12 protein-coding genes and 3 pseudogenes are annotated in these 18322 nt (G+C 61.4%); 7 read left to right on the plus strand and 8 right to left on the minus strand.

Annotated elements, in window-relative coordinates; all coding sequences use genetic code 11:
* Nucleotides 1-493: pseudogene (locus N5D91_RS20140) on the plus strand (hypothetical protein); the annotation flags it as partial.
* Between the two features lie 39 nt (nt 494-532).
* The gene (locus tag N5D91_RS20145; protein WP_012480221.1) at nt 533-754 is read left to right on the plus strand and encodes a hypothetical protein; all 222 of its coding nucleotides are present in this window, start codon (nt 533-535) and stop codon (nt 752-754) included.
* 20 nt (nt 755-774) lie between these two features.
* Here the strand turns inward: N5D91_RS20145 and N5D91_RS20150 are convergent, their stop codons facing one another.
* The gene (locus tag N5D91_RS20150; protein ID WP_032961134.1) at nt 775-1827 is read right to left on the minus strand and encodes a DNA-binding protein; all 1053 of its coding nucleotides are present in this window, start codon (nt 1825-1827) and stop codon (nt 775-777) included.
* A 362-nt stretch (nt 1828-2189) separates the two neighbouring features.
* Between N5D91_RS20150 and N5D91_RS20155 the strand changes: the two genes are divergently transcribed.
* Nucleotides 2190-3797: a peptide chain release factor 3 gene (locus N5D91_RS20155; RefSeq protein WP_005413425.1), complete on the plus strand. Its 1608-nt coding sequence runs from the start codon at nt 2190-2192 to the stop codon at nt 3795-3797.
* Nucleotides 3798-3897: 100 nt separating this feature from the next.
* Nucleotides 3898-4038 (plus strand): annotated as a pseudogene (locus N5D91_RS20160) (ISL3 family transposase); the annotation flags it as partial.
* Nucleotides 4039-4172: 134 nt separating this feature from the next.
* On the opposite strand, the gene nudE reads toward N5D91_RS20160, so the two are convergent.
* The 7 genes from nudE to N5D91_RS20195 form a co-directional block, all read right to left on the minus strand.
* On the minus strand, nt 4173-4739 hold the full coding sequence (gene nudE, locus N5D91_RS20165; RefSeq protein ID WP_032966771.1) for an ADP compounds hydrolase NudE: 567 nt from the start codon (nt 4737-4739) through the stop codon (nt 4173-4175).
* Complete coding sequence (groL, locus tag N5D91_RS20170) at nt 4739-6346, minus strand: chaperonin GroEL (protein ID WP_005413427.1); 1608 nt, start codon at nt 6344-6346, stop codon at nt 4739-4741. The genes nudE and groL overlap by 1 nt, the downstream gene beginning before the upstream one ends.
* On the minus strand, nt 6343-8547 hold the full coding sequence (pnp, locus tag N5D91_RS20175; protein ID WP_180855533.1) for a polyribonucleotide nucleotidyltransferase: 2205 nt from the start codon (nt 8545-8547) through the stop codon (nt 6343-6345). Before pnp ends, groL begins: the two co-directional genes overlap by 4 nt.
* Before the next feature lie 69 nt (nt 8548-8616).
* Nucleotides 8617-9006, minus strand: coding sequence for a TraR/DksA C4-type zinc finger protein (locus N5D91_RS20180; protein WP_046272806.1), 390 nt, complete (start codon nt 9004-9006; stop codon nt 8617-8619).
* Nucleotides 9007-9272: 266 nt separating this feature from the next.
* Nucleotides 9273-10439 carry a cyclopropane fatty acyl phospholipid synthase gene (cfa, locus tag N5D91_RS20185; protein ID WP_005413430.1) on the minus strand — a complete coding sequence of 389 codons (1167 nt, stop codon included), beginning with the start codon at nt 10437-10439 and terminating at the stop codon, nt 9273-9275.
* Nucleotides 10440-10463: 24 nt separating this feature from the next.
* On the minus strand, nt 10464-11354 hold the full coding sequence (locus N5D91_RS20190) for a universal stress protein (protein ID WP_046272807.1): 891 nt from the start codon (nt 11352-11354) through the stop codon (nt 10464-10466).
* Nucleotides 11355-11364: 10 nt separating this feature from the next.
* On the minus strand, nt 11365-12849 hold the full coding sequence (locus N5D91_RS20195) for a SulP family inorganic anion transporter (protein WP_086016262.1): 1485 nt from the start codon (nt 12847-12849) through the stop codon (nt 11365-11367).
* A 257-nt stretch (nt 12850-13106) separates the two neighbouring features.
* On the opposite strand from N5D91_RS20195, the pseudogene N5D91_RS20200 reads away from it, so the two are divergent.
* From N5D91_RS20200 to N5D91_RS20210, 3 genes and pseudogenes are all read left to right on the plus strand, one after another.
* A pseudogene (locus N5D91_RS20200) lies at nt 13107-14378 on the plus strand (site-specific integrase).
* 24 nt (nt 14379-14402) lie between these two features.
* A complete protein-coding gene (locus N5D91_RS20205) occupies nt 14403-17396 on the plus strand; it encodes a Tn3 family transposase (protein WP_005413434.1) in 2994 nt (997 codons plus the stop codon).
* A gap of 193 nt (nt 17397-17589) precedes the next feature.
* Nucleotides 17590-17964 (plus strand): DUF3653 domain-containing protein, encoded by a 375-nt coding sequence (locus tag N5D91_RS20210; protein WP_164160462.1) that lies wholly within the window; start codon nt 17590-17592, stop codon nt 17962-17964.
* Nucleotides 17965-18322: the final 358 nt, after the last annotated feature.

The raw sequence follows: 18322 nt of genomic DNA on the forward strand, positions 1-18322 counted from the left end.
CGGAACCTCGTCAATGACGCCATCTGGGGTCGCCAGCATCGAGGAGTTGGGCCTTCGTGGCACCCTTTTCCTAGCCGCACTGTTAGCCGCGCAGCTACGACGCCTACCGGTGGCGCCCACACGCCGCTCCACCTTGCTGGTGCTGGACACGCTGCGAGACTTGGCCTTGATCCAAGTTCCCTGGCCAGCGGATCGATGGCAGATCCGCCCCGATGCCGAGGTCACGCCCATCGAAGATCTGCAATGGGCTTTCGCCTGGTCTACCCACGAGCGCAGGCACCTGCTCCCGGTGCTGGAAGACCAACTCGGCGATATGGCACACGATGTAGACTTGGCGGACGCGAAACTGGAGCTGTGGGATGAACTTGCACTCTGGGAGACCGAGCAGTTTCTGGAGCAGCAATTGCTCAAACATCACTTCGACCCAGGCTGGGCACGTGATGTGGGGTTCGTCTTTCAATCCGGACCGCGGGGCTTGCCGATCGCGCGGTAGCGTTACTGCTGCTGGGCGGCGGTACGCCAAGGTGCCTCGGTGGCGATGCGTCTTGGCGTGCACGACAGCGCCCATGTGCGGGAAGCCATCTTTCAGGAGGTCCAGAAGCGCCTGCGCTACCTGATGACCAGTTCGCCCGAGCAAGGCATGTTCAAGCCCTATCATTTGGCACCGGAGTCCTCAGTAGCCAAACTGTTTGTAGATTGGGTCGTCCCTATGGAATGGGCGTACTGGACAGGTGAGCGCCACCCCAGCCGCTAGCAGACAAACGAGCAGCCTCGTCAGTCGGCTCCCCCATCTTGCGCATGGCCGCGCCGAGTTTTCTTCACCGCATTTTGTGCTGGCGTCAGTTGATTCAGTAGAGGCTCTAGCGCTTCAAGACGTGCATTGGCACGCAACGCATCGGCTTCAGCGCTCTCGCGGCGCTCACGCTCCCGCGCAAGGGTGTCTTGAACTTGAGCTAGCTCGTTGCGCATGGTATCCAAGGTCTTGGCGTCAGTCTTCCAGCGCTCCTGCAGTGCCAAATAGTCCGTCGCGGTCTGGCGCAACGCCACGACCTCGCTGTGTTGGCCTTCGTGGGCCTGTCGTAGCTGGGCAAGCTCACGCTCAATCCGCCCGTGGCGCTCCAGCCATTGACCATTGTCGCGGTTCAGCACCAACAGCTCCTGATTCTTCGCGCCCAAGGCTTCATTGGCCTGACGTAAGGCTACTTGCAGCTCTTGGACCTGATGCTCGTGACGGCGAAGCTCTTGCTCACGCTGCTCTTTGGTTGAAGTGCGGTAGTGCTCAAGCGCTTCCCGGGCATGGGCATGCTTGTCCTCCAGAGAACGCGTATGCGCCTCATGATCAGCCAGCCGCACCGTCATGCCAGCGATGCGCTCGTTCAACTGGGCGATTTCCGCGATCCTGTCACCTAGATTCTGTTGAAGGAGGGCGTGAGCAGCTTGCTCTTGGTGCAGGCTTGCTTCGGTGCGCTGCAGCCGACTGCTCAAGGCGGCAGCCTCCTCTTGGGCACCGGAAAGCGCCTGTTGCCGACTGTGGAGCTCAGCCTGATGGCGCTCACGCTCCTGGGTGAGGATGGCCTCTGCTTCCTCCTGGAGCCGCGAGGCCAAGCGCGCAACCAAGTCCTGCAAAGCATCACTAACGGCTACCGTCCTCGCCGGACCGCCGCCTTCCTCTCCTTCCAGTTCACGCAAGTAGCGGTGGATCGTGGTCTTGGAGCCCGTGTTGCCCAAGGCCACTCGCACCGCGTCGACTGACGGCTTCTTGCCTTGGGCCAGCAGCGCGTCGCGCGCCTTCTGGACGTCACTCTTATAGAGTCCTGCGCGCGCCATCGTGCCACCCCACTTTATTTCGTAATGTATTACATACCATGTAATTACATACTATTAAAGCAGGTAGACGACCGCTCGTCGGCGAAAATAGTTATACGGGATAATATTGAATTATCCCGCCTGATCGTCTTTTTGCTCCAGATTTCACCGGTGGCACGTACGAAACGGTCCGAGAGGAGACGCCCCTGCAGACGCCTATGGCACCTCTATCGACCAGGCCATCCAGAGGGGCCTCGTGCTGGGTTAAAATTGAGCGCGAATGGCCCATTCTTCTCCCACGACCACGCCAATGCCGCCCTAGACCCAGCCTGGGCCTAGATCGTCAAGACGTGGTTACAGCGCACAGCGCTTGAGGGAGTCTTATGCCGACCCATACCGCGGAGGCCGCGCGCCGCCGCACGTTTGCCATCATTTCGCACCCGGATGCCGGGAAAACCACCCTGACCGAGAAGTTTCTGTTGTTTGGCGGCGCCATTCGCCAGGCCGGTAGCGTCAAGTCCCGGAAGTCAGCCAAGCACGCCACGTCCGACTGGATGACGCTGGAGAAGGAACGCGGCATTTCGGTCACCTCGTCGGTGATGCAGTTCCCCTACGATGGCCGCATCGTCAACCTGCTCGATACGCCGGGGCATGCCGACTTCTCCGAGGACACCTACCGTGTGCTGACCGCGGTCGATTCGGCGCTGATGGTCATCGACTGCGCCAAGGGCGTGGAAGAGCGCACGATCAAGCTGATGGAGGTCTGTCGGCTGCGGGACACGCCGATCATGACCTTCATCAACAAGCTCGACCGCGAAGGCAAGTCGCCGGTCGAACTGCTGGACGAGGTCGAGCGCGTCCTCGACATCCCCTGCGCACCGATCACCTGGCCGATCGGCATGGGATCGAGGCTCAAGGGCGTGATCCATCTGATGACCGGCGAGGTCCACCTGTTCGAAACTGGCAAGAACTTCACGCGACAGGATTCGACGATCTTCCCATCCATAGAGGATCCTGCACTGGTCAAGCGCGTCGGAGCGCAGCTCCTCGATGAGGTCCGGGAGGAGCTGGCCCTGGTTCAGGGCGCGTCTCATCCCTTCGATCGCGAACTGTATTTGGCAGGTCTGCAGACTCCGGTATTCTTCGGCTCGGCGGTGAACAACTTTGGTGTCCAGTTGCTGCTCGACTTCTTCGTCACGCATGCGCCGGCACCCAAGCCACGCGACGCATCCCTGAGGAAGGTTTCGCCAGAGGAGCCGGCTTTCAGTGGCTTCGTGTTCAAGATCCAGGCCAATATGGATCCATTGCATCGCGACCGCGTCGCCTTCCTGCGCGTGTGCTCCGGCAGCTATCAGCACGGCATCAAGGCACTCCATGTCCGCACGGGCAAGGAGATGCGGCTTGGCGATGCCTTGACGTTCATGGCGTCCGAGCGTGAGTTGGCCGAGCACGCCTACCCGGGCGACGTCATTGGCATTCATAACCACGGCACGATCGCCATCGCCGACACGTTCACCGTCGGCGATCCGTTGCAGTTCACCGGCATACCGAGCTTTGCCCCCGAGCTGTTCCGGCGCATCCGCCTGCGGGACCCGTTGCGTCTCAAGCATTTGCAAAAGGGTCTGACCCAGTTGTCTGAAGAGGGAGCCACGCAGTTTTTCCGGCCACTGTTGTCCAACGACCTGATCCTCGGGGCAATCGGAACCCTGCAGTTCGAGGTGGTGGCCTATCGGTTAAAGGACGAGTACGGCGTGGAAGCGAGTTTCGAACCGGTCCAGATCCACACTGCGCGCTGGATCCAGGCTGAGAGCGATTCCGATCTCGAAGAGTTCCGTGAGAAGGCGGCAACCCATCTTGCGCTCGATGCTTCCGGAGCCCTGGTCTACCTGGCACCCAGTCGCGTCAACCTGCAGATGGCGCAGGAACGTGCACCGAAGATTTGCTTCACAGCCACACGCGAGCACTCCCAAGCCGTGGGTCGCGCGGACTAGGGGTTGTCCGTGTAAAAATGGTTCTTTGCGGATTACCGTGGAGCCTCGGCTGACCAACGGTGCCCTTGAGGCCTGATTTCCTAGATTCGAGGATGCAGCCATGCTGGACCGGAAGACGATCGAAAAGCTGGATGGCCGGGAAGGCTATCGGGTAGAGCGCGTGGCGTGGCCTGAGGATGACAGCCGGACCGTCACGATCTACCTCAAGCCATCGGCGCGGACGATGTACTGCGAGCACTGCGACACTCCCAAGCCGTGGGTCGCGTGCAGCGCAGGGGAAACCATCACGTTCATGAACCCCTCACCTCCGGTCGAATCGGCAATTGATCGGCGCGGACGTCGACCGCGTGCTCGATAGGCATTGATGCCGGACGTCTAACCCCCACGCTCCCGCATCACCTCGCGCACGATGAACAGCGACGCGATCGAGCACGCTTCAGAGCAGTCCTCGCGCAGGGCCAATTCGTGGAGGCGATCGAGCTGCCAAGGGACCACCTCGAGCTCTTCGGGTTCGTCCCCCGGCAAGCGCTCCGGGTACAGGTCCTCCGCCAGTACCAGATGGATGGCGTTGCTCATGTAGGTGGGGGCCAAGGTCAGTGGCCGCAGATAGCGCATAACCTTGGCGCCCATTCCGACCTCTTCCTTCAGCTCGCGATTGGCGGCCTCGAGAATCGACTCGCCGGGGTCCATACGTCCCTTGGGCAGGCCAAGTTCGTATCGATGGGTGCCCACCGCGTACTCGCGAATCAAAAGTACCGTGTGCGGATCGGGCATCGCGGCGATGATGACGCTTCCAGGTGAGCGGGTGTGGAGCCGCTCGTAGAGCCGTCGCTCCCCGTTCGCGAATTCGAGATGCACCTGTTCCAGGCAATACGGGCCGAGCTCGGTCGCATCAGCCCGATGGATGACCGGTAGGCGCAGGATCGTGTTGAGGCGGGACATCAGCCGTCTTCCGATTGCACCGCGCCCGGCGGTTCTGCTTCGGCAATCGCGACGCCGCTGCTGAGGAACATGCGGGCAGCAGCGGCCGCATTCTCCAAGGCCAAGCGGGTGACCTTGGTCGGATCGAGGATGCCGAACGCGACCATGTCGCCGTATTCGCCGGTCTGGGCGTTGTAGCCGAAATTGCCGCTGCCTTCCTTGACTTTGTTGACCACGACCGATGGCTCTTCACCGGCGTTGGCGACGATCTCGCGCAGCGGTGCTTCCATCGCGCGCAGGGCGATCTGGATGCCGTGGTTCTGGTCTTCGTTGGCGCCCTTCAGGCCTGCAATCGCGGCCTTGGCGCGCAGCAGCGCGACGCCGCCGCCCGGGACGATGCCTTCTTCCACCGCCGCACGCGTGGCGTGCAGGGCGTCTTCGACGCGGGCCTTCTTTGCCTTCATCTCGATCTCGGTCGACGCACCGACCTTGATCACCGCCACGCCGCCGGCCAGCTTGGCAACGCGCTCCTGCAGCTTCTCGCGGTCGTAATCCGACGAGGTGTCTTCGATCTGGGTCTTGATCTGGGTGACACGCGATTCGATGTTGGCCTTCTCGCCGGCGCCATCGATGATCGTGGTGTTTTCCTTGGAGACCTGCACCTTCTTGGCGCGGCCCAGGTCCTTGATCGTCGCCTTTTCGAGCGACAGACCGATTTCCTCGGAGATCACGGTGCCGCCGGTCAGCACGGCCATGTCTTCCAGCATCGCCTTGCGACGGTCGCCGAAGCCCGGTGCCTTGACGGCCACGACCTTGACGATGCCACGGATGGTGTTGACCACCAGAGTCGCCAGCGCTTCGCCTTCGATGTCTTCGGCGATGATCAGCAGCGGCTTGCCGGACTTGGCCACGCCTTCCAGCACGGGCAGCAGGTCGCGCACGTTGGAGATCTTCTTGTCGTGCAGCAGCACGTACGGATCGTCCAGGTCAGCGGTCTGCGACTGCTGGTTGTTGATGAAGTACGGGGACAGGTAGCCGCGGTCGAACTGCATGCCTTCGACGACGTCCAGCTCGTTTTCCAGGCCCGAGCCTTCTTCAACGGTGATCACGCCTTCCTTGGTCACGCGGCGCATCGCTTCGGCGATGATGTTGCCGATCGATTCGTCGGAGTTGGCCGAGATCGTACCGACCTGGGCGATCGCCTTGTCGTCGGTGGTCGGCTTGGAGATGTTCTTCAGCTCGGCGACGGCGGCGATCACGGCCTTGTCGATACCGCGCTTGAGGTCCATCGGGTTCATGCCGGCAGCAACGGCCTTGGCGCCTTCGCGGATCAGGGCCTGGGCCAGCACGGTGGCGGTGGTGGTGCCGTCGCCGGCGTCATCGTTGGTGCGGGAAGCAACTTCCTTCACCATCTGCGCGCCCATGTTCTCGAACTTGTCAGCCAGTTCGATTTCCTTGGCGACAGACACGCCGTCCTTGGTGATGGTCGGGGCGCCGAAGCTCTTTTCGAGCACGACGTTGCGGCCCTTCGGGCCCAGGGTGGCCTTGACGGCATTGGCGAGAATGTTGACGCCGCGCAGCAGGCGCAGCCGCGCATCATTATCGAAAAGGATCTCTCTGTGCGTCATGACCGTTCCTCCGCAATAAAAACGCATGCCGGAGGGGAGCCGCCAGAACCCCCGGCATACGCCGACTCCGGCAGCAACACTTTCGTTCCGTCCACCGCCTTCATCGAAAGCCGAACCCGACCCTGCATGTCCACTTCCAGGACCTTGACCTTCACCACATCCCCTTCCGACAGAACGGAATTCGGGTTTTCCACTCGCTCGTCAGAAATCTGCGAGACGTGCACCAGTCCGACCTTGCCCGGCGCGATGGTGACGAACGCGCCGAAGTCAAGCACCTTTGCCACCTTACCTTCGTAGACCCGACCCGGTTCGATTTCGGCCGTGATCTGTTCGATACGCCTGCGCGCCGTGTCGGCGGCTCCGCCGCTGGTCGAAGCGATCACGATCGTGCCGTCGTCCCGGATATCGATCTGCGTGCCAGTTTCCTTGGTGAGCGCCTGGATGGTGGCCCCGCCCTTGCCGATCACCTCGCGGATCTTGTCCGGATGGATCTTGATCGTCAGCAGGCGCGGTGCGAACTCCGACATCTGCTCGCGCGGGGCCTGGATGGCCTTGGCCATCTCCCGAAGGATGTGCAGTCGCCCTTCTCGCGCCTGCGCCAATGCCACCTCCATGATCTCGGCGGTCACGCCGTCGATCTTGATGTCCATCTGCAGGGCCGAGATACCGTCGATAGTGCCGGCGACCTTGAAATCCATATCGCCCAGGTGGTCCTCGTCACCCAGGATGTCGGACAGCACCGCGAACCGATCGCCTTCCTTGACCAGGCCCATGGCGATGCCTGTCACAGGCCCCTTGACCGGAACGCCCGCAGCCATCAGGGCCAGCGAGCTGCCGCACACTGAAGCCATCGAGGAAGAACCATTGGACTCGGTGATCTCCGACACTATTCGAATGGTGTAAGGGAATGCTTCCATCGACGGCATGATCGCGGCGACGCCACGCTTGGCCAGACGGCCGTGGCCGATTTCGCGTCGCTTTGGGCCGATCATCGGACCCGTCTCGCCGACGCAGTAAGGCGGGAAGTTGTAGTGGAAAAGGAAGTGTTCCTTGTACTCGCCGGTGACGGCATCGATGACCTGGCCGTCACGCGTAGTGCCGAGCGTGGTGGTCACGATGGCTTGGGTTTCGCCGCGTGTGAACACCGCCGAGCCATGAGTGCGCGGCAGCACGCCGAGTTGGATCGAGATCGGACGTACGTCTTCGAGACCGCGACCGTCCAGCCGACGCCGATCCTGCAGCACCATGCGGCGCACAGCGGTGTACTCGAGGTCGTCCAGCTCCGCGCGGACTTGGGCGACCTCCCAACCCGTTGCCGAGGTCGTCGGTGCAGCTAGCGCAATCAACACTTCATTTCTGATCGCCTGCACTCGTTTCTTGCGTGCGATCCGGTCGGTGATCAGCAAGGCGCTGTTGAGGTTGTTTCCAATCTGTGTGCGCACCGTATCGGCCAGGGCCAGGTCGCGTGGTGGATGGCTCCACTCCCACTTGGTCACCTTCGCTTCTTGGGCGAGTTCCTCGATCGCTTCGATCACGGGCTGCATGGCGTGGTGGCCAAGCGACACCGCCGCCAGCATGATCTCCTCCGAGAGCACGTTGGCTTCGGGCTCGACCATCAACACGCCGTGCCGGGTGCCGGCGACGACCAGATTGAGGTCGGAGGCCTTGAGCTCTTCGGTGGTCGGGTTGACCAGAAAACTGTCGCCGTGGCGGCCGATGCGGACCGCTCCAATCGGCCCCTTGAACGGCAACCCCGACAAGCGCAGCGCGGCGGAGGCGCCGACCATGGCTGGAATATCGGGATCGATCAACGGATCGACGGACAGCACGGTCGCAATGACCTGGACCTCGTGGCGGAACTGATCGGGAAACAGTGGTCTTACCGGCCGGTCGATCAGGCGCGAGGTCAGGATTTCCTTTTCGGTCGGGCGACCCTCGCGCTTGAAGAAACCACCGGGGATACGACCGCCTGCGTAGAAGCGCTCCCGGTACTCGACGGTGAGCGGGAAGAAGTCGAGTCCATCTTTCGCGCGCTTGCTGCCGACCGCGGTTACCAGCACCACCGTATCGCCCATGCGGACTATGACCGCGCCGGACGCCTGCTTGGCGATCTCGCCGGTTTCGAGGGTGAGTTCATGCGCCCCGAAGGCGCAGCGCTTCACGACCGGTAATTTAGCCGGTGCATTCGTCATCAGATTCATTATGTTTTCCTTTCATCAACAAGGATATGCCGACCACCGCAGAGGCGGCCCAATGGGTGCCGCGCGGACTCAGCGACCGGCGTTTCGGCGCATGTTGTGCTGTTTCGCCTCGGCCAGTTCCTCGGTGCACTCCAGGCAAAAAGGCGCGGCGGGATCGGCCATCAAACGGCCATGCCCGATTTCGAGTTCACATCGGCAGCAAATGCCGTAGCGCCCCGATTCGTAGCGATCCAGCGCCGCCTTGATCCGATCCAACTGGATCATCAGGCGACTGCTGCCCGCCTTGGCCATGTGCTGCTGGGAGATGGCGTCGATCCTGCTGACGCGGCCTTGCGTGGTCTGATCGAGGGCGACGGGTTGGCCCGCGTCTTCCAAACCGGCGAGGGTGATGCGAATGTCCCGCTGCTCCTCTACGAGCATGCTGAAGAATTCGTCCAGACTTTGAACGTGTACGGACATGGTGACTCCTCATCTTGGTAGGCGGTATGCCGGGAGCGGCATCCGGAAGCGGGCATTGCGCCCGCGGCCAAGAAGTGAGCGTTAGATTGGAGTGGTCATGAGAGAGCCTCGTCTTGACCCTCTGAACCGCACCCCATTGTGCGGAAACCACATCACCTAGTAGAGCTTGAGGCCATCCTCAAGATCGACGAGACAGGCGGAGGGGTGTTGTATCGTGAATTTCACTAAATCATAGCATGTCAAGTCCCCCGTCAAACGACGGGGGATTACCTCGGGCCTTCTGGGCGCTGATAGCCGCCACGAACCCCATCCTTGGACAGCACCCACTGCCACAGTTGCAGGTCGCGGGCGCGGAATGCACCGGCGCAGGACAACAGGTAGTAGCGCCACATCCGATGGAACCGTTGCCCCAGTTCGTCCTCGAAATGAGGCCATGCCTGCTCGAAGTTGGCATGCCACGCCATCAATGTGTTGTCGTAGTCGGCGCCGAAGTTGTGCAGATCCTCGACGACGAAGAGCTCGTCGCAAGCATCACCGATCTGGCCAATCGACGGCAACTCGCCGTTCGGGAAAATGTAGCGATCGATCCACGGGTCGGTAGTGGACTTGCGCCGGTTCTTGCCGATGGTGTGAAGCAGGAACAGGCCGTCATCGGCCAGGCAGCGATGAGCTACTTCCATGTAGCTGCGATGGTTCTTGCGACCCACATGCTCGAACATGCCGACGCTGGCGATGCGATCGAAGCGCTCGTTGATGGAGCGGTAGTCCTGCAGCCGGAACTCCAGTGGCAGGTCGGCATAACGCTCCGTCGCCCATGCGGTCTGCTCCTTCGAAACCGTCACCCCCACGCACTCAACGCCGTAGTGCTCGGCGGCGTACGCCATGAAGCTGCCCCAGCCACAACCGATGTCGAGCACCCGCATGCCGGGCTCCAGGCGCAACTTGTGGCAGATCATGTCGAGCTTGGCTTCCTGCGCCTCCGCCAGGTTCTTCGCATCGGCCCAGTAGCCGCAGGTGTAGGTCATGCGCGGGTCCAGCATTGCCGTGTAGAAATCATTCCCGAGGTCGTAATGGGCCTCGCCGACTTCCCAGGCCTGTCGCGATGTCTGCCGATTCAGCAGCTTGGCCCGTAGCGAATGAAACATGAGCCGCAACGGTTTGACGTGGCGATCGAGCCGCGCACGCAGGATGCGATCGAACAGTTCGTCCAGCCGATCGCACTCCCATGCGCCGTTCATGTAACTTTCCCCAAGGCCGAGATTGCCCTGTGCAAATACGCGCTCCGGGACGCCATCGACCAGCAACCGGATATCCCATGGGCGATCACCGCCCAGTCGAACATCAGCGATCTCCAGCAGTTCGTCCATCATTCGATGGAGGTGGTTTCGATTGATTGTTTCAGTGGATTTATGCTTGGTTGATGCTTCGGTCATTTGACTTACTGCCGGTGGTTGGCGTCAACGGAGAAGGAGCACCGGGACGCGGCAGGTGCGCAGCATCGTGGTGGTGGTGCTGCCGACAATCAGCTGGCGGATACGCGAGTGGCCATAGGCCCCCATGACCAGCAGATCCACATGCTCGTCACGGATGTAATGGCCGATCACCTCTTCCGCTTCGCCCGGTCGCACCGCGCCGGCCGCAGACAATCCGGCCGCGGCCAGCGTGTCCAGCGCCCAGCGCAATGCGGCTTCGTTTGTGGCATTGGTCGCTCCGACGGTGAGCACACGGATATCGAGTCCACTGAACAACGGGCTGGCCGCCACCATTTCCACGCCCTTGCGGGTCGTGGCGCTCCCATCGAACGCGATCAGCACGCGTTCGATTTCCGTGTAGCTGCGCGACGCCACCAGCAATGGGCGATGGACTGCACGTACCACGCGTTCCAGTTGGCTGCCCAGGTGTCCCTTGGCGAAATCCGCATGCTCGCCACGCTTGCCAAGGACAAACAGGCGTGCATCGCCTTCCAACTCGATGAGGGTGTCCACCAAGGACCCATGCCGCATCCGCGTCTCCGCCTCGATGCCATGGAAAGCGGCCGCAATCCCCTTGGCCTGTTGCAGCACTAGGCGGCCTCGTTCTTGGCCCAGCTTGCTGCGGGTCTCGTCCAGCAAGGCGAGCCCTTCCAGCAACCTGGGCTGGGCATCCGCTCCGAGGTTCCCACTGAAGTCCGCGGTACTGGCCGCTTCCGGATGGCGGTCAAGCACATGAAGGTATTCCAGCGGGGCTTCCAGTCTGTGCGCTGCCCAAGCGGCGTAATGCGCCACGCTCTCGCTGTAAGCGGATGCGTCGGTGGCGGCCAATACACTGCCGCTGTGATCTATATGGGAGTGTCCAATCTTGTCTGTCATGGTTGCTTCCTCAGTGGCCCATCAGCCGCTCGACGGCGTCGGGCTTGTCGTGGACGCCCAAGCGATCCACCAGCGTCGCACTGGCTTCGTTCATTCCTAGGATTTCGACCTCAGTACCTTCACGCCTGAACTTCACCACAACCGTGTCCAGTGCGCCCACCGCGCTGAGATCCCAGAAGTGGGCACGGCCCACGTCAATTTGAACGCGCTCCAAAGCCTCGCGGAAATCGAAGCTAGCAATGAACTGGTCAGCCGAGGCAAAGAAAACCTGCCCGGTCACGGTGTAGCACCGCAGACGCCCACCTTCTTCAGAAGTGGAGCCGATATGAAGCACCTGGCCTACCTTGCGAGCAAAGAACAGCCCCGAGAGCAGTACGCCGATCAAAACGCCCTTTGCCAGATCATGGGTGGACACCGTCACGATAACTGTGGCGATCATCACCACACTAGAAGTCTTGGGATTTGCCTTAAGTGCCGCCAGTGAACCCCAGTTGAAAGTGCCAATGGAGACCATGATCATTACAGCGACCAGCGCCGCCATGGGAATCAGCTTTACCCAAGGGCCTGCAAATACCACCATCAACAATAGGAATACGCCCGCGGCCAGTGATGAGAGGCGACCACGACCGCCGGACTTAACGTTGATGACAGACTGGCCAATCATGGCGCAACCGGCCATGCCGCCAACAAAGCCGGATGCGATGTTGGCTATGCCCTGACCGACCGCTTCGCGGTTTTTGTTGCTCGGCGTATCGGTCAGATCATCGACGATCTTTGCAGTCATCATCGATTCCAGCAGGCCCACGACCGCCAATGTGGCGGAAACCGGGAAAATGATCTTCAGTGTCTCTAGATTCAAGGGAACATCAGGCAACAAGAACACCGGCAAGCTGTCGGGTAGTTCGCCCATGTCCCCCACGGTGCGGATATCAAGCTTGAGCAGGAGCGCGACTATCGTCAGGACCACGATGGCCACCAGCGGCGAGGGAATGACCTTGGTCACGCGTGGCAACAGATAGATGATGGCCAACCCTGCGGCGACCATCGCATAAACGGTCCAAGGGACGTTGGTTAGCTCGGGGAGCTGCGCCAGGAAAATCAGGATCGCCAGCGCATTGACAAAACCGGTGATGACCGAGCGCGAGACGAAACGCATCAACGCCCCGAGCCTAAACGTGCCAGCCAAGATCTGCAGCATCCCGGTTAGGAGCGTCGCTGCCAACAAATACTGCAGTCCGTGCTCCTTCACCAAGCCAACCATCAGCAGCGCCATGGCCCCGGTAGCTGCCGAGATCATTCCCGGACGACCGCCGGTAAAGGCGATAACCACTGCAATGCAGAATGAGGCGTAGAGGCCCACCTGGGGATCAAGCCCGGCAATAATTGAGAACGCAATGGCCTCAGGAATTAGAGCGAGCGCAACAACTATGCCGGCAAGCAAGTCGCCACGAATATTGCCGAGCCAGTCCTGGCGCAGTCGAGTAAGCGTAGTCAAAACAGAATATCCCTAGTCCCGACTGGTCGTCGGGCCAACAGTGTGATTTACGAAATAACAACCCTAAGCCCGCTTGCGGGCTTGATCCGATGACAGGATTTAGGGCGGCGTAATCACTATGGGCACTGGCTCGGGAGTAGAGTTGGGTCCGCTGTTGTTTGCGGCCGCTGGCTGGAGAGCCTAGCACAATCTGCATAGTTGCGTCGAATGATGGACGATTGGCCGGCCACCTTTGAAACGTGCGTGTTCTGGGCCAGGTGACTATCCTCGATCAGTACATTGATGCCGCCACCCGCGAGAACACTGTGCGCAGCTACGCTTCGGCGTTACGGCACTTTGAGGTCGAGTGGCAAGGACACCTTCCGGCCACCCCAGACAGTGTGGCGCGGTACTTGGCCACCTACGCGCAGACCCTGGCCACCAGCACGCTGCGGCATCGCCTGGCGGCGATCGCTTTTTGGCATCGGGATCACGGATTTGTGGATCCCACCCGCTCGCCACTGGTGCGCAAGGTACTTAAAGGGATTCAGACCCTCCACCCGACCCGGGTCAAGCAGGCTGCGCCACTGCAGATCCGGCGGCTGGTCGAGCTCGATGACTGGCTGGCCGCAGCGATTGCTGCGGCCCATGCCCGGGGCGACGGGGCGGCGGCGCTTCGCCATCAGCGGGATCGCGCGTTGGTGCTGCTCGGATTCTGGCGTGGCTTCCGTGGCGATGAACTGCTGCGTCTGGAAGTGGCCCATCTCACGCTGGTGCCGGGACAGGGGATGACCTGCTTCCTGCCGCGCAGCAAGGGCGATCGCCAAGCGGCCGGCGTTACCCATAAGGTGCCGGCGTTGTCGCGGCTGTGTCCGGTAGAGGCGACCCAAGTGTGGCTGCAGGCGGCAAACGTGCAAGACGGGCCGGTGTTTCGGGCAATCAACCAGTGGGGCCACGTAAGTGCCGAAGGGCTCCATCCCAACAGTTTGGTGCGCCTGCTGCGCTAGTTGCTGGCCAGTGCCGGCTTTGCCGATGCGGGGCTCCACAGCAGCCATTCGCTGCGCCGCGGCTTTGCTAGTTGGGCCAACGATCAGGGCTGGGACATGAAGGCGTTGATGGAGTACGTGGGCTGGCGCGATGTTCAGTCGGCCATGCGTTACCTGGACGGGCGTGACCCGTTCGCCCGGGATCGCATTGAAGCGAGCCTGCCCAGCCCAACCGCGCCAGCTCCGGCGATGGCGCTGCCGGCGCCCGAGGTCAAATCTGCCCTGCAGCTGCTCCTACGCATGGTGCTGACCCCGTTTGCCCGCGCCGGCCGCGGCGCGGCCAAGGCCCGGGGCAGAATCGAAGAGATCTGCTTGGCCCCGTTCCAAGCGGTGCGGCTGAACACCGCCAGCAGCGAGTACCGGTTGACTGTTCCCACCGATCCCGACCGGGATCTGGATGAAATCCTGGCCACGTTGCTCGATGACATGCACCGCATGGCCGATACGCACCAGTGTTTCCTGGAAGCGTCTCTCAGTACAGACGACGGCCGCCACTGGGATTGACCCCCCTCATAACCTCCGGATCCAATGGCTACCCTTCACGAGACCGCCTACCCGCGACTGAAGCCTGATCCTACCGCCAAGGAACTGGAGGAGATCTACACCCCGAGCGCCGCTGAGATTGCATTTGCCAAGCAGCTGACCACCCAGCCGGGTCCGCAGCTGGCGGTACTGATCCATCTAAAGCTCTTCCAACGCTTAGGCTACTTCACGCTGTTGGCGGAGGTACCTGAGCGGATCCGGCAGCACATCGCCAAGGCCGCCCGTCTCGGGCGTGTGCTGGCCTCTGACCAGCTCGATCGCTATGACAGCTCTGGCAGCAAACGCCGGCACATGCCGCAGCTTCGGCAGTTCATTGGGGTACGCCCGTTGGACAAATCTGGGTTGTCTTGGCTGGACACAGTGGCCACCGCCGCAGCCCAGACCAAGCACACCATCCCGGACATCGTGAACGTCCTGCTCGAAGAGCTGGTGCACCATCGCTACGAGCTACCAGGCTTCCGGACCCTTGAGATGGCCGCTATCGGGGCGCGCGAACGGGTCAACCTGGGCTACTACCGCAGTATCAGCCACGCACTGACGCCTGCCACGCGCACGCTGATTGATGAGCTACTGCGCGCACCGGAAGGATCCAAATTTACCGGCTGGCATTCGCTCAAGCGCGAGCCTGGCCGGCCGACCAACAAAGAGGTCCGGTTCTATCTGCAGCACATCCGTATGCTGCAGCAGTTGGCGGAGCAACTGCCTCCAATCGATGTACCGGTCCCCAAGCTCAAGCAATTCCGTGCAATGGCCCGGGCGTATGACGCCAGCGAGTTGGCCGAATTGGGTGAGGACAAGCGCTATGCGCTGGCCACCATCTTCATCCGCGCCCAGCATGCCAAGACATTAGACGATGCGGCAGAGTTGTTCATCAAGCAGGTGCGCGGGCTGGAGAACACCGCGCAGCAGAAGCTGCTGGCCTATCAGCTCGAACATGCCAAACGCGCCGACTTCCTCATCGGCCAGCTCAAGGAGATCCTGCAGGCCTACCAGCTCGACGGCAGCGATAGCCAGCGCGTGGACGCGATCGACAATAGTCTGGAAGCGGAAGTGTCCACCTTGCTGGCCGAATGCGAAGAACATATGGCCTACGCAGGGAAAAACTACCTGCCTTTCATGCTGCAACCTTACGGCGCGGTCAGGCCGCTGCTGTTCAATGGGCTGGAGCTCATGAACTTGCGGGCGACCAGCCACGATGCCGGCATGGAGCCCTTGATCGCAGCCGTGCTCTCGCTGCGTAACCAACGCCGTGAGCTGATCGAGGTCGCTTTCCTCGGTTTGGACCCGGAAAAGGACTTCGACTGGATGTCCAAGCTCTGGCGTCAGCACGTGTTCGGCAAACGGGCCAGCGCGGCAGGAGCTGGCTGGATGCACCGTAAGTACTTCGAGCTGGCCGTGCTGGTGCAGGTCAAGGACGAACTGAAGTCCGGCGATCTCTTCATTCCCAGCAGCGAGCGCTTTGACGATTACCGCGAGCAGCTGGTCGATGAGGCCACCTTGGCCCAGGAACTGGAAGCCTATGGCCAGGTGTCAGGCCTGCCCACCGACGCCGAGTCTTTCGTGGCGGGGTTGCGCGCACAATTGACGGCTTTGGCCGATGAGGTCGACGCGCGTTTCCCGGAGAACGTTCATGCGGACATCCTGGATGGGCGCCTGGTGCTGCGGAAGGGGCAACGGGCCGAAGTCTCCAGCGCGATTACCACCGTGGATCGCCTCATCGCCGAACGACTCCCAGAGTCCAGCATCGTAGATGTCCTGATCGATGCCAGCCAATGGCTGGACCTGCACCGTTTTTTCCGCCCGATCGCCGGGACCGAGAGCCAAGTCGAAGATCTGCCCCGACGCGTGATCACCACGCTATTTTGCTATGGCTGCAACCTGGGGCCGACGCAGACGGCGCGGTCGATCAAGGGCTTCAGCCGGCGCCAGGTCGCTTGGCTCAACCTGAAATACGTGACCGAGGATGTGCTTGAGAAGGCCATCGTAGAGGTCATCAATACCTACAACAAATTTGACCTGCCTGGCTATTGGGGCAGCGGTAAGAGCGCGTCAGCAGATGGCACCAAGTGGAGCGTCTACGAAGACAACCTGCTGTCGGAGTACCACATCCGGTACGGCGGCTATGGCGGCATCGGCTACTACCATGTGTCCGACAAATACGTGGCGCTGTTCAGCCACTTCATTCCCTGTGGCGTGCACGAGGGCATCTACATCCTGGACGGCCTGTTGGCCAACACTTCCGACATCCAGCCTGAGATCGTCCATGGCGACACGCAGGCCCAAAGCTATCCGGTCTTCGGCTTGGCCCACATGCTGGGCATCCAGCTGATGCCCAGAATCCGAAACATCAAGGACCTGACATTCTTCCGGCCCGAACCGGGCAGGGCCTATAAAAACATCCAGGCACTGTTCGGGGACAGCATCGACTGGCAACTGATCGCCACCCATCTTCACGACATGCTGCGGGTGGTGATCTCAATCCGATTGGGCAAGATCACCGCGTCCTCGATCCTGCGCCGGCTGGGCACCTACAGCCGGAAGAACAAGCTGTACTTCGCATTCCGGGAACTTGGCAAGGCCGTCCGAACGCTGTTCTTGCTTCGCTACATTGATGACAACGAGATCCGCAAAACGATCAATGCCGCGACCAACAAGAGCGAGGAATACAACGGCTTCGTGAAGTGGGTCTTCTTTGGCAGCCAAGGGATCATCGCTGAGAACGTCCAACACGAGCAGCGCAAGATCATCAAGTACAGCCAGCTGGTGGCCAACATGATCATCCTCCACAACGTGGAGGGTATGAGCCGGACGTTGGCTGAGATGCGGAAGGAGGGGATCGAACTGACGCCCGAGATCCTGGCCGGTCTGTCGCCTTATCGGACCAGCCACATCAATCGCTTCGGCGATTACCACCTGGATCTTGAAAGGGAAGTGGCGCCGCTGAGCTACACAGCCAAGGTGCTTGAACAGACCCCATAGATGGGGAGAACCTGCCCGAGAGACGAGCAATCAACCTTGAAATTCAGTCGCTTAGGCAGCTTTTGGCCCTGTACGTAATGATTCCCTGCCGACCATCAATCCGAGCCTTCGTCTCTTCCGCGTGGCAATGGCTGGGCCTCTGGCTCGGCTCTTGCCTGTGCCCCGGGACCCCGGCCAAGGATGAGATCGCGGCATGATTGAGTTCGACCCGCACCACCGTATTGACCTGACCGGCCCTTGGGCCGGTTTCTCTTTCCTCGGTGATCGCCTGATCACTCCTGAAGGTCGCGAGCTGCTTCCCGAGGATCTGGCCTGGCTGTCGTTCACCACCTGCCAAGCGGAGGAATGGCGCCGGATGATGGAAGCTGCCCGCTCGGCCTCATCGATCGACAGTTCCAGAAACAGGCTCAATCGGAGCGACGGCATTTGCCAGCGTCCTGCGACTGTCGTCAATCTGCGGGATGTTGTGAGCCCACGCAAACAGCGTTCGGCGGTAGCGATGGCTGGACCCGACGCCGAGCCGCCAGCAGCAGTCCTGCCGGTACCGGGGCCCAAGCGCCGCCAGTGAGCCAACGTCGCCCTGGCTTTACATAGCGGTCAGCGCGACGCTGTTGGTCGTGATCGCAATGGGGCTGATGGAGTGGAACGCTCGGCGGCAAGCTGCTGCTATGACACGTGAACTGATGCTGCCGTTGGCGCGTTCGCCGCGGCTGATCACTGCGCCCGGTATGCCGACCGTATTACGTTGGCCGGCCACTGCCGGCATTGGCGGTGCCGGTGCAGGCGGCTGCGTTGCCTTACACGGATTGTAGACCGGGCCATTGTGCGCCAGCGTGCGGCATTCCGGTTGACTAAGCTCGTAACGTGTCCCCTGCTCTGTCAAGCACGTGCACATGGCCTCAGTGTGGCGGCCATTTCCATCTAGC

The organism is Stenotrophomonas sp. GD03794 (assembly GCF_029842145.1).
GTDB lineage: Bacteria > Pseudomonadota > Gammaproteobacteria > Xanthomonadales > Xanthomonadaceae > Stenotrophomonas > Stenotrophomonas riyadhensis.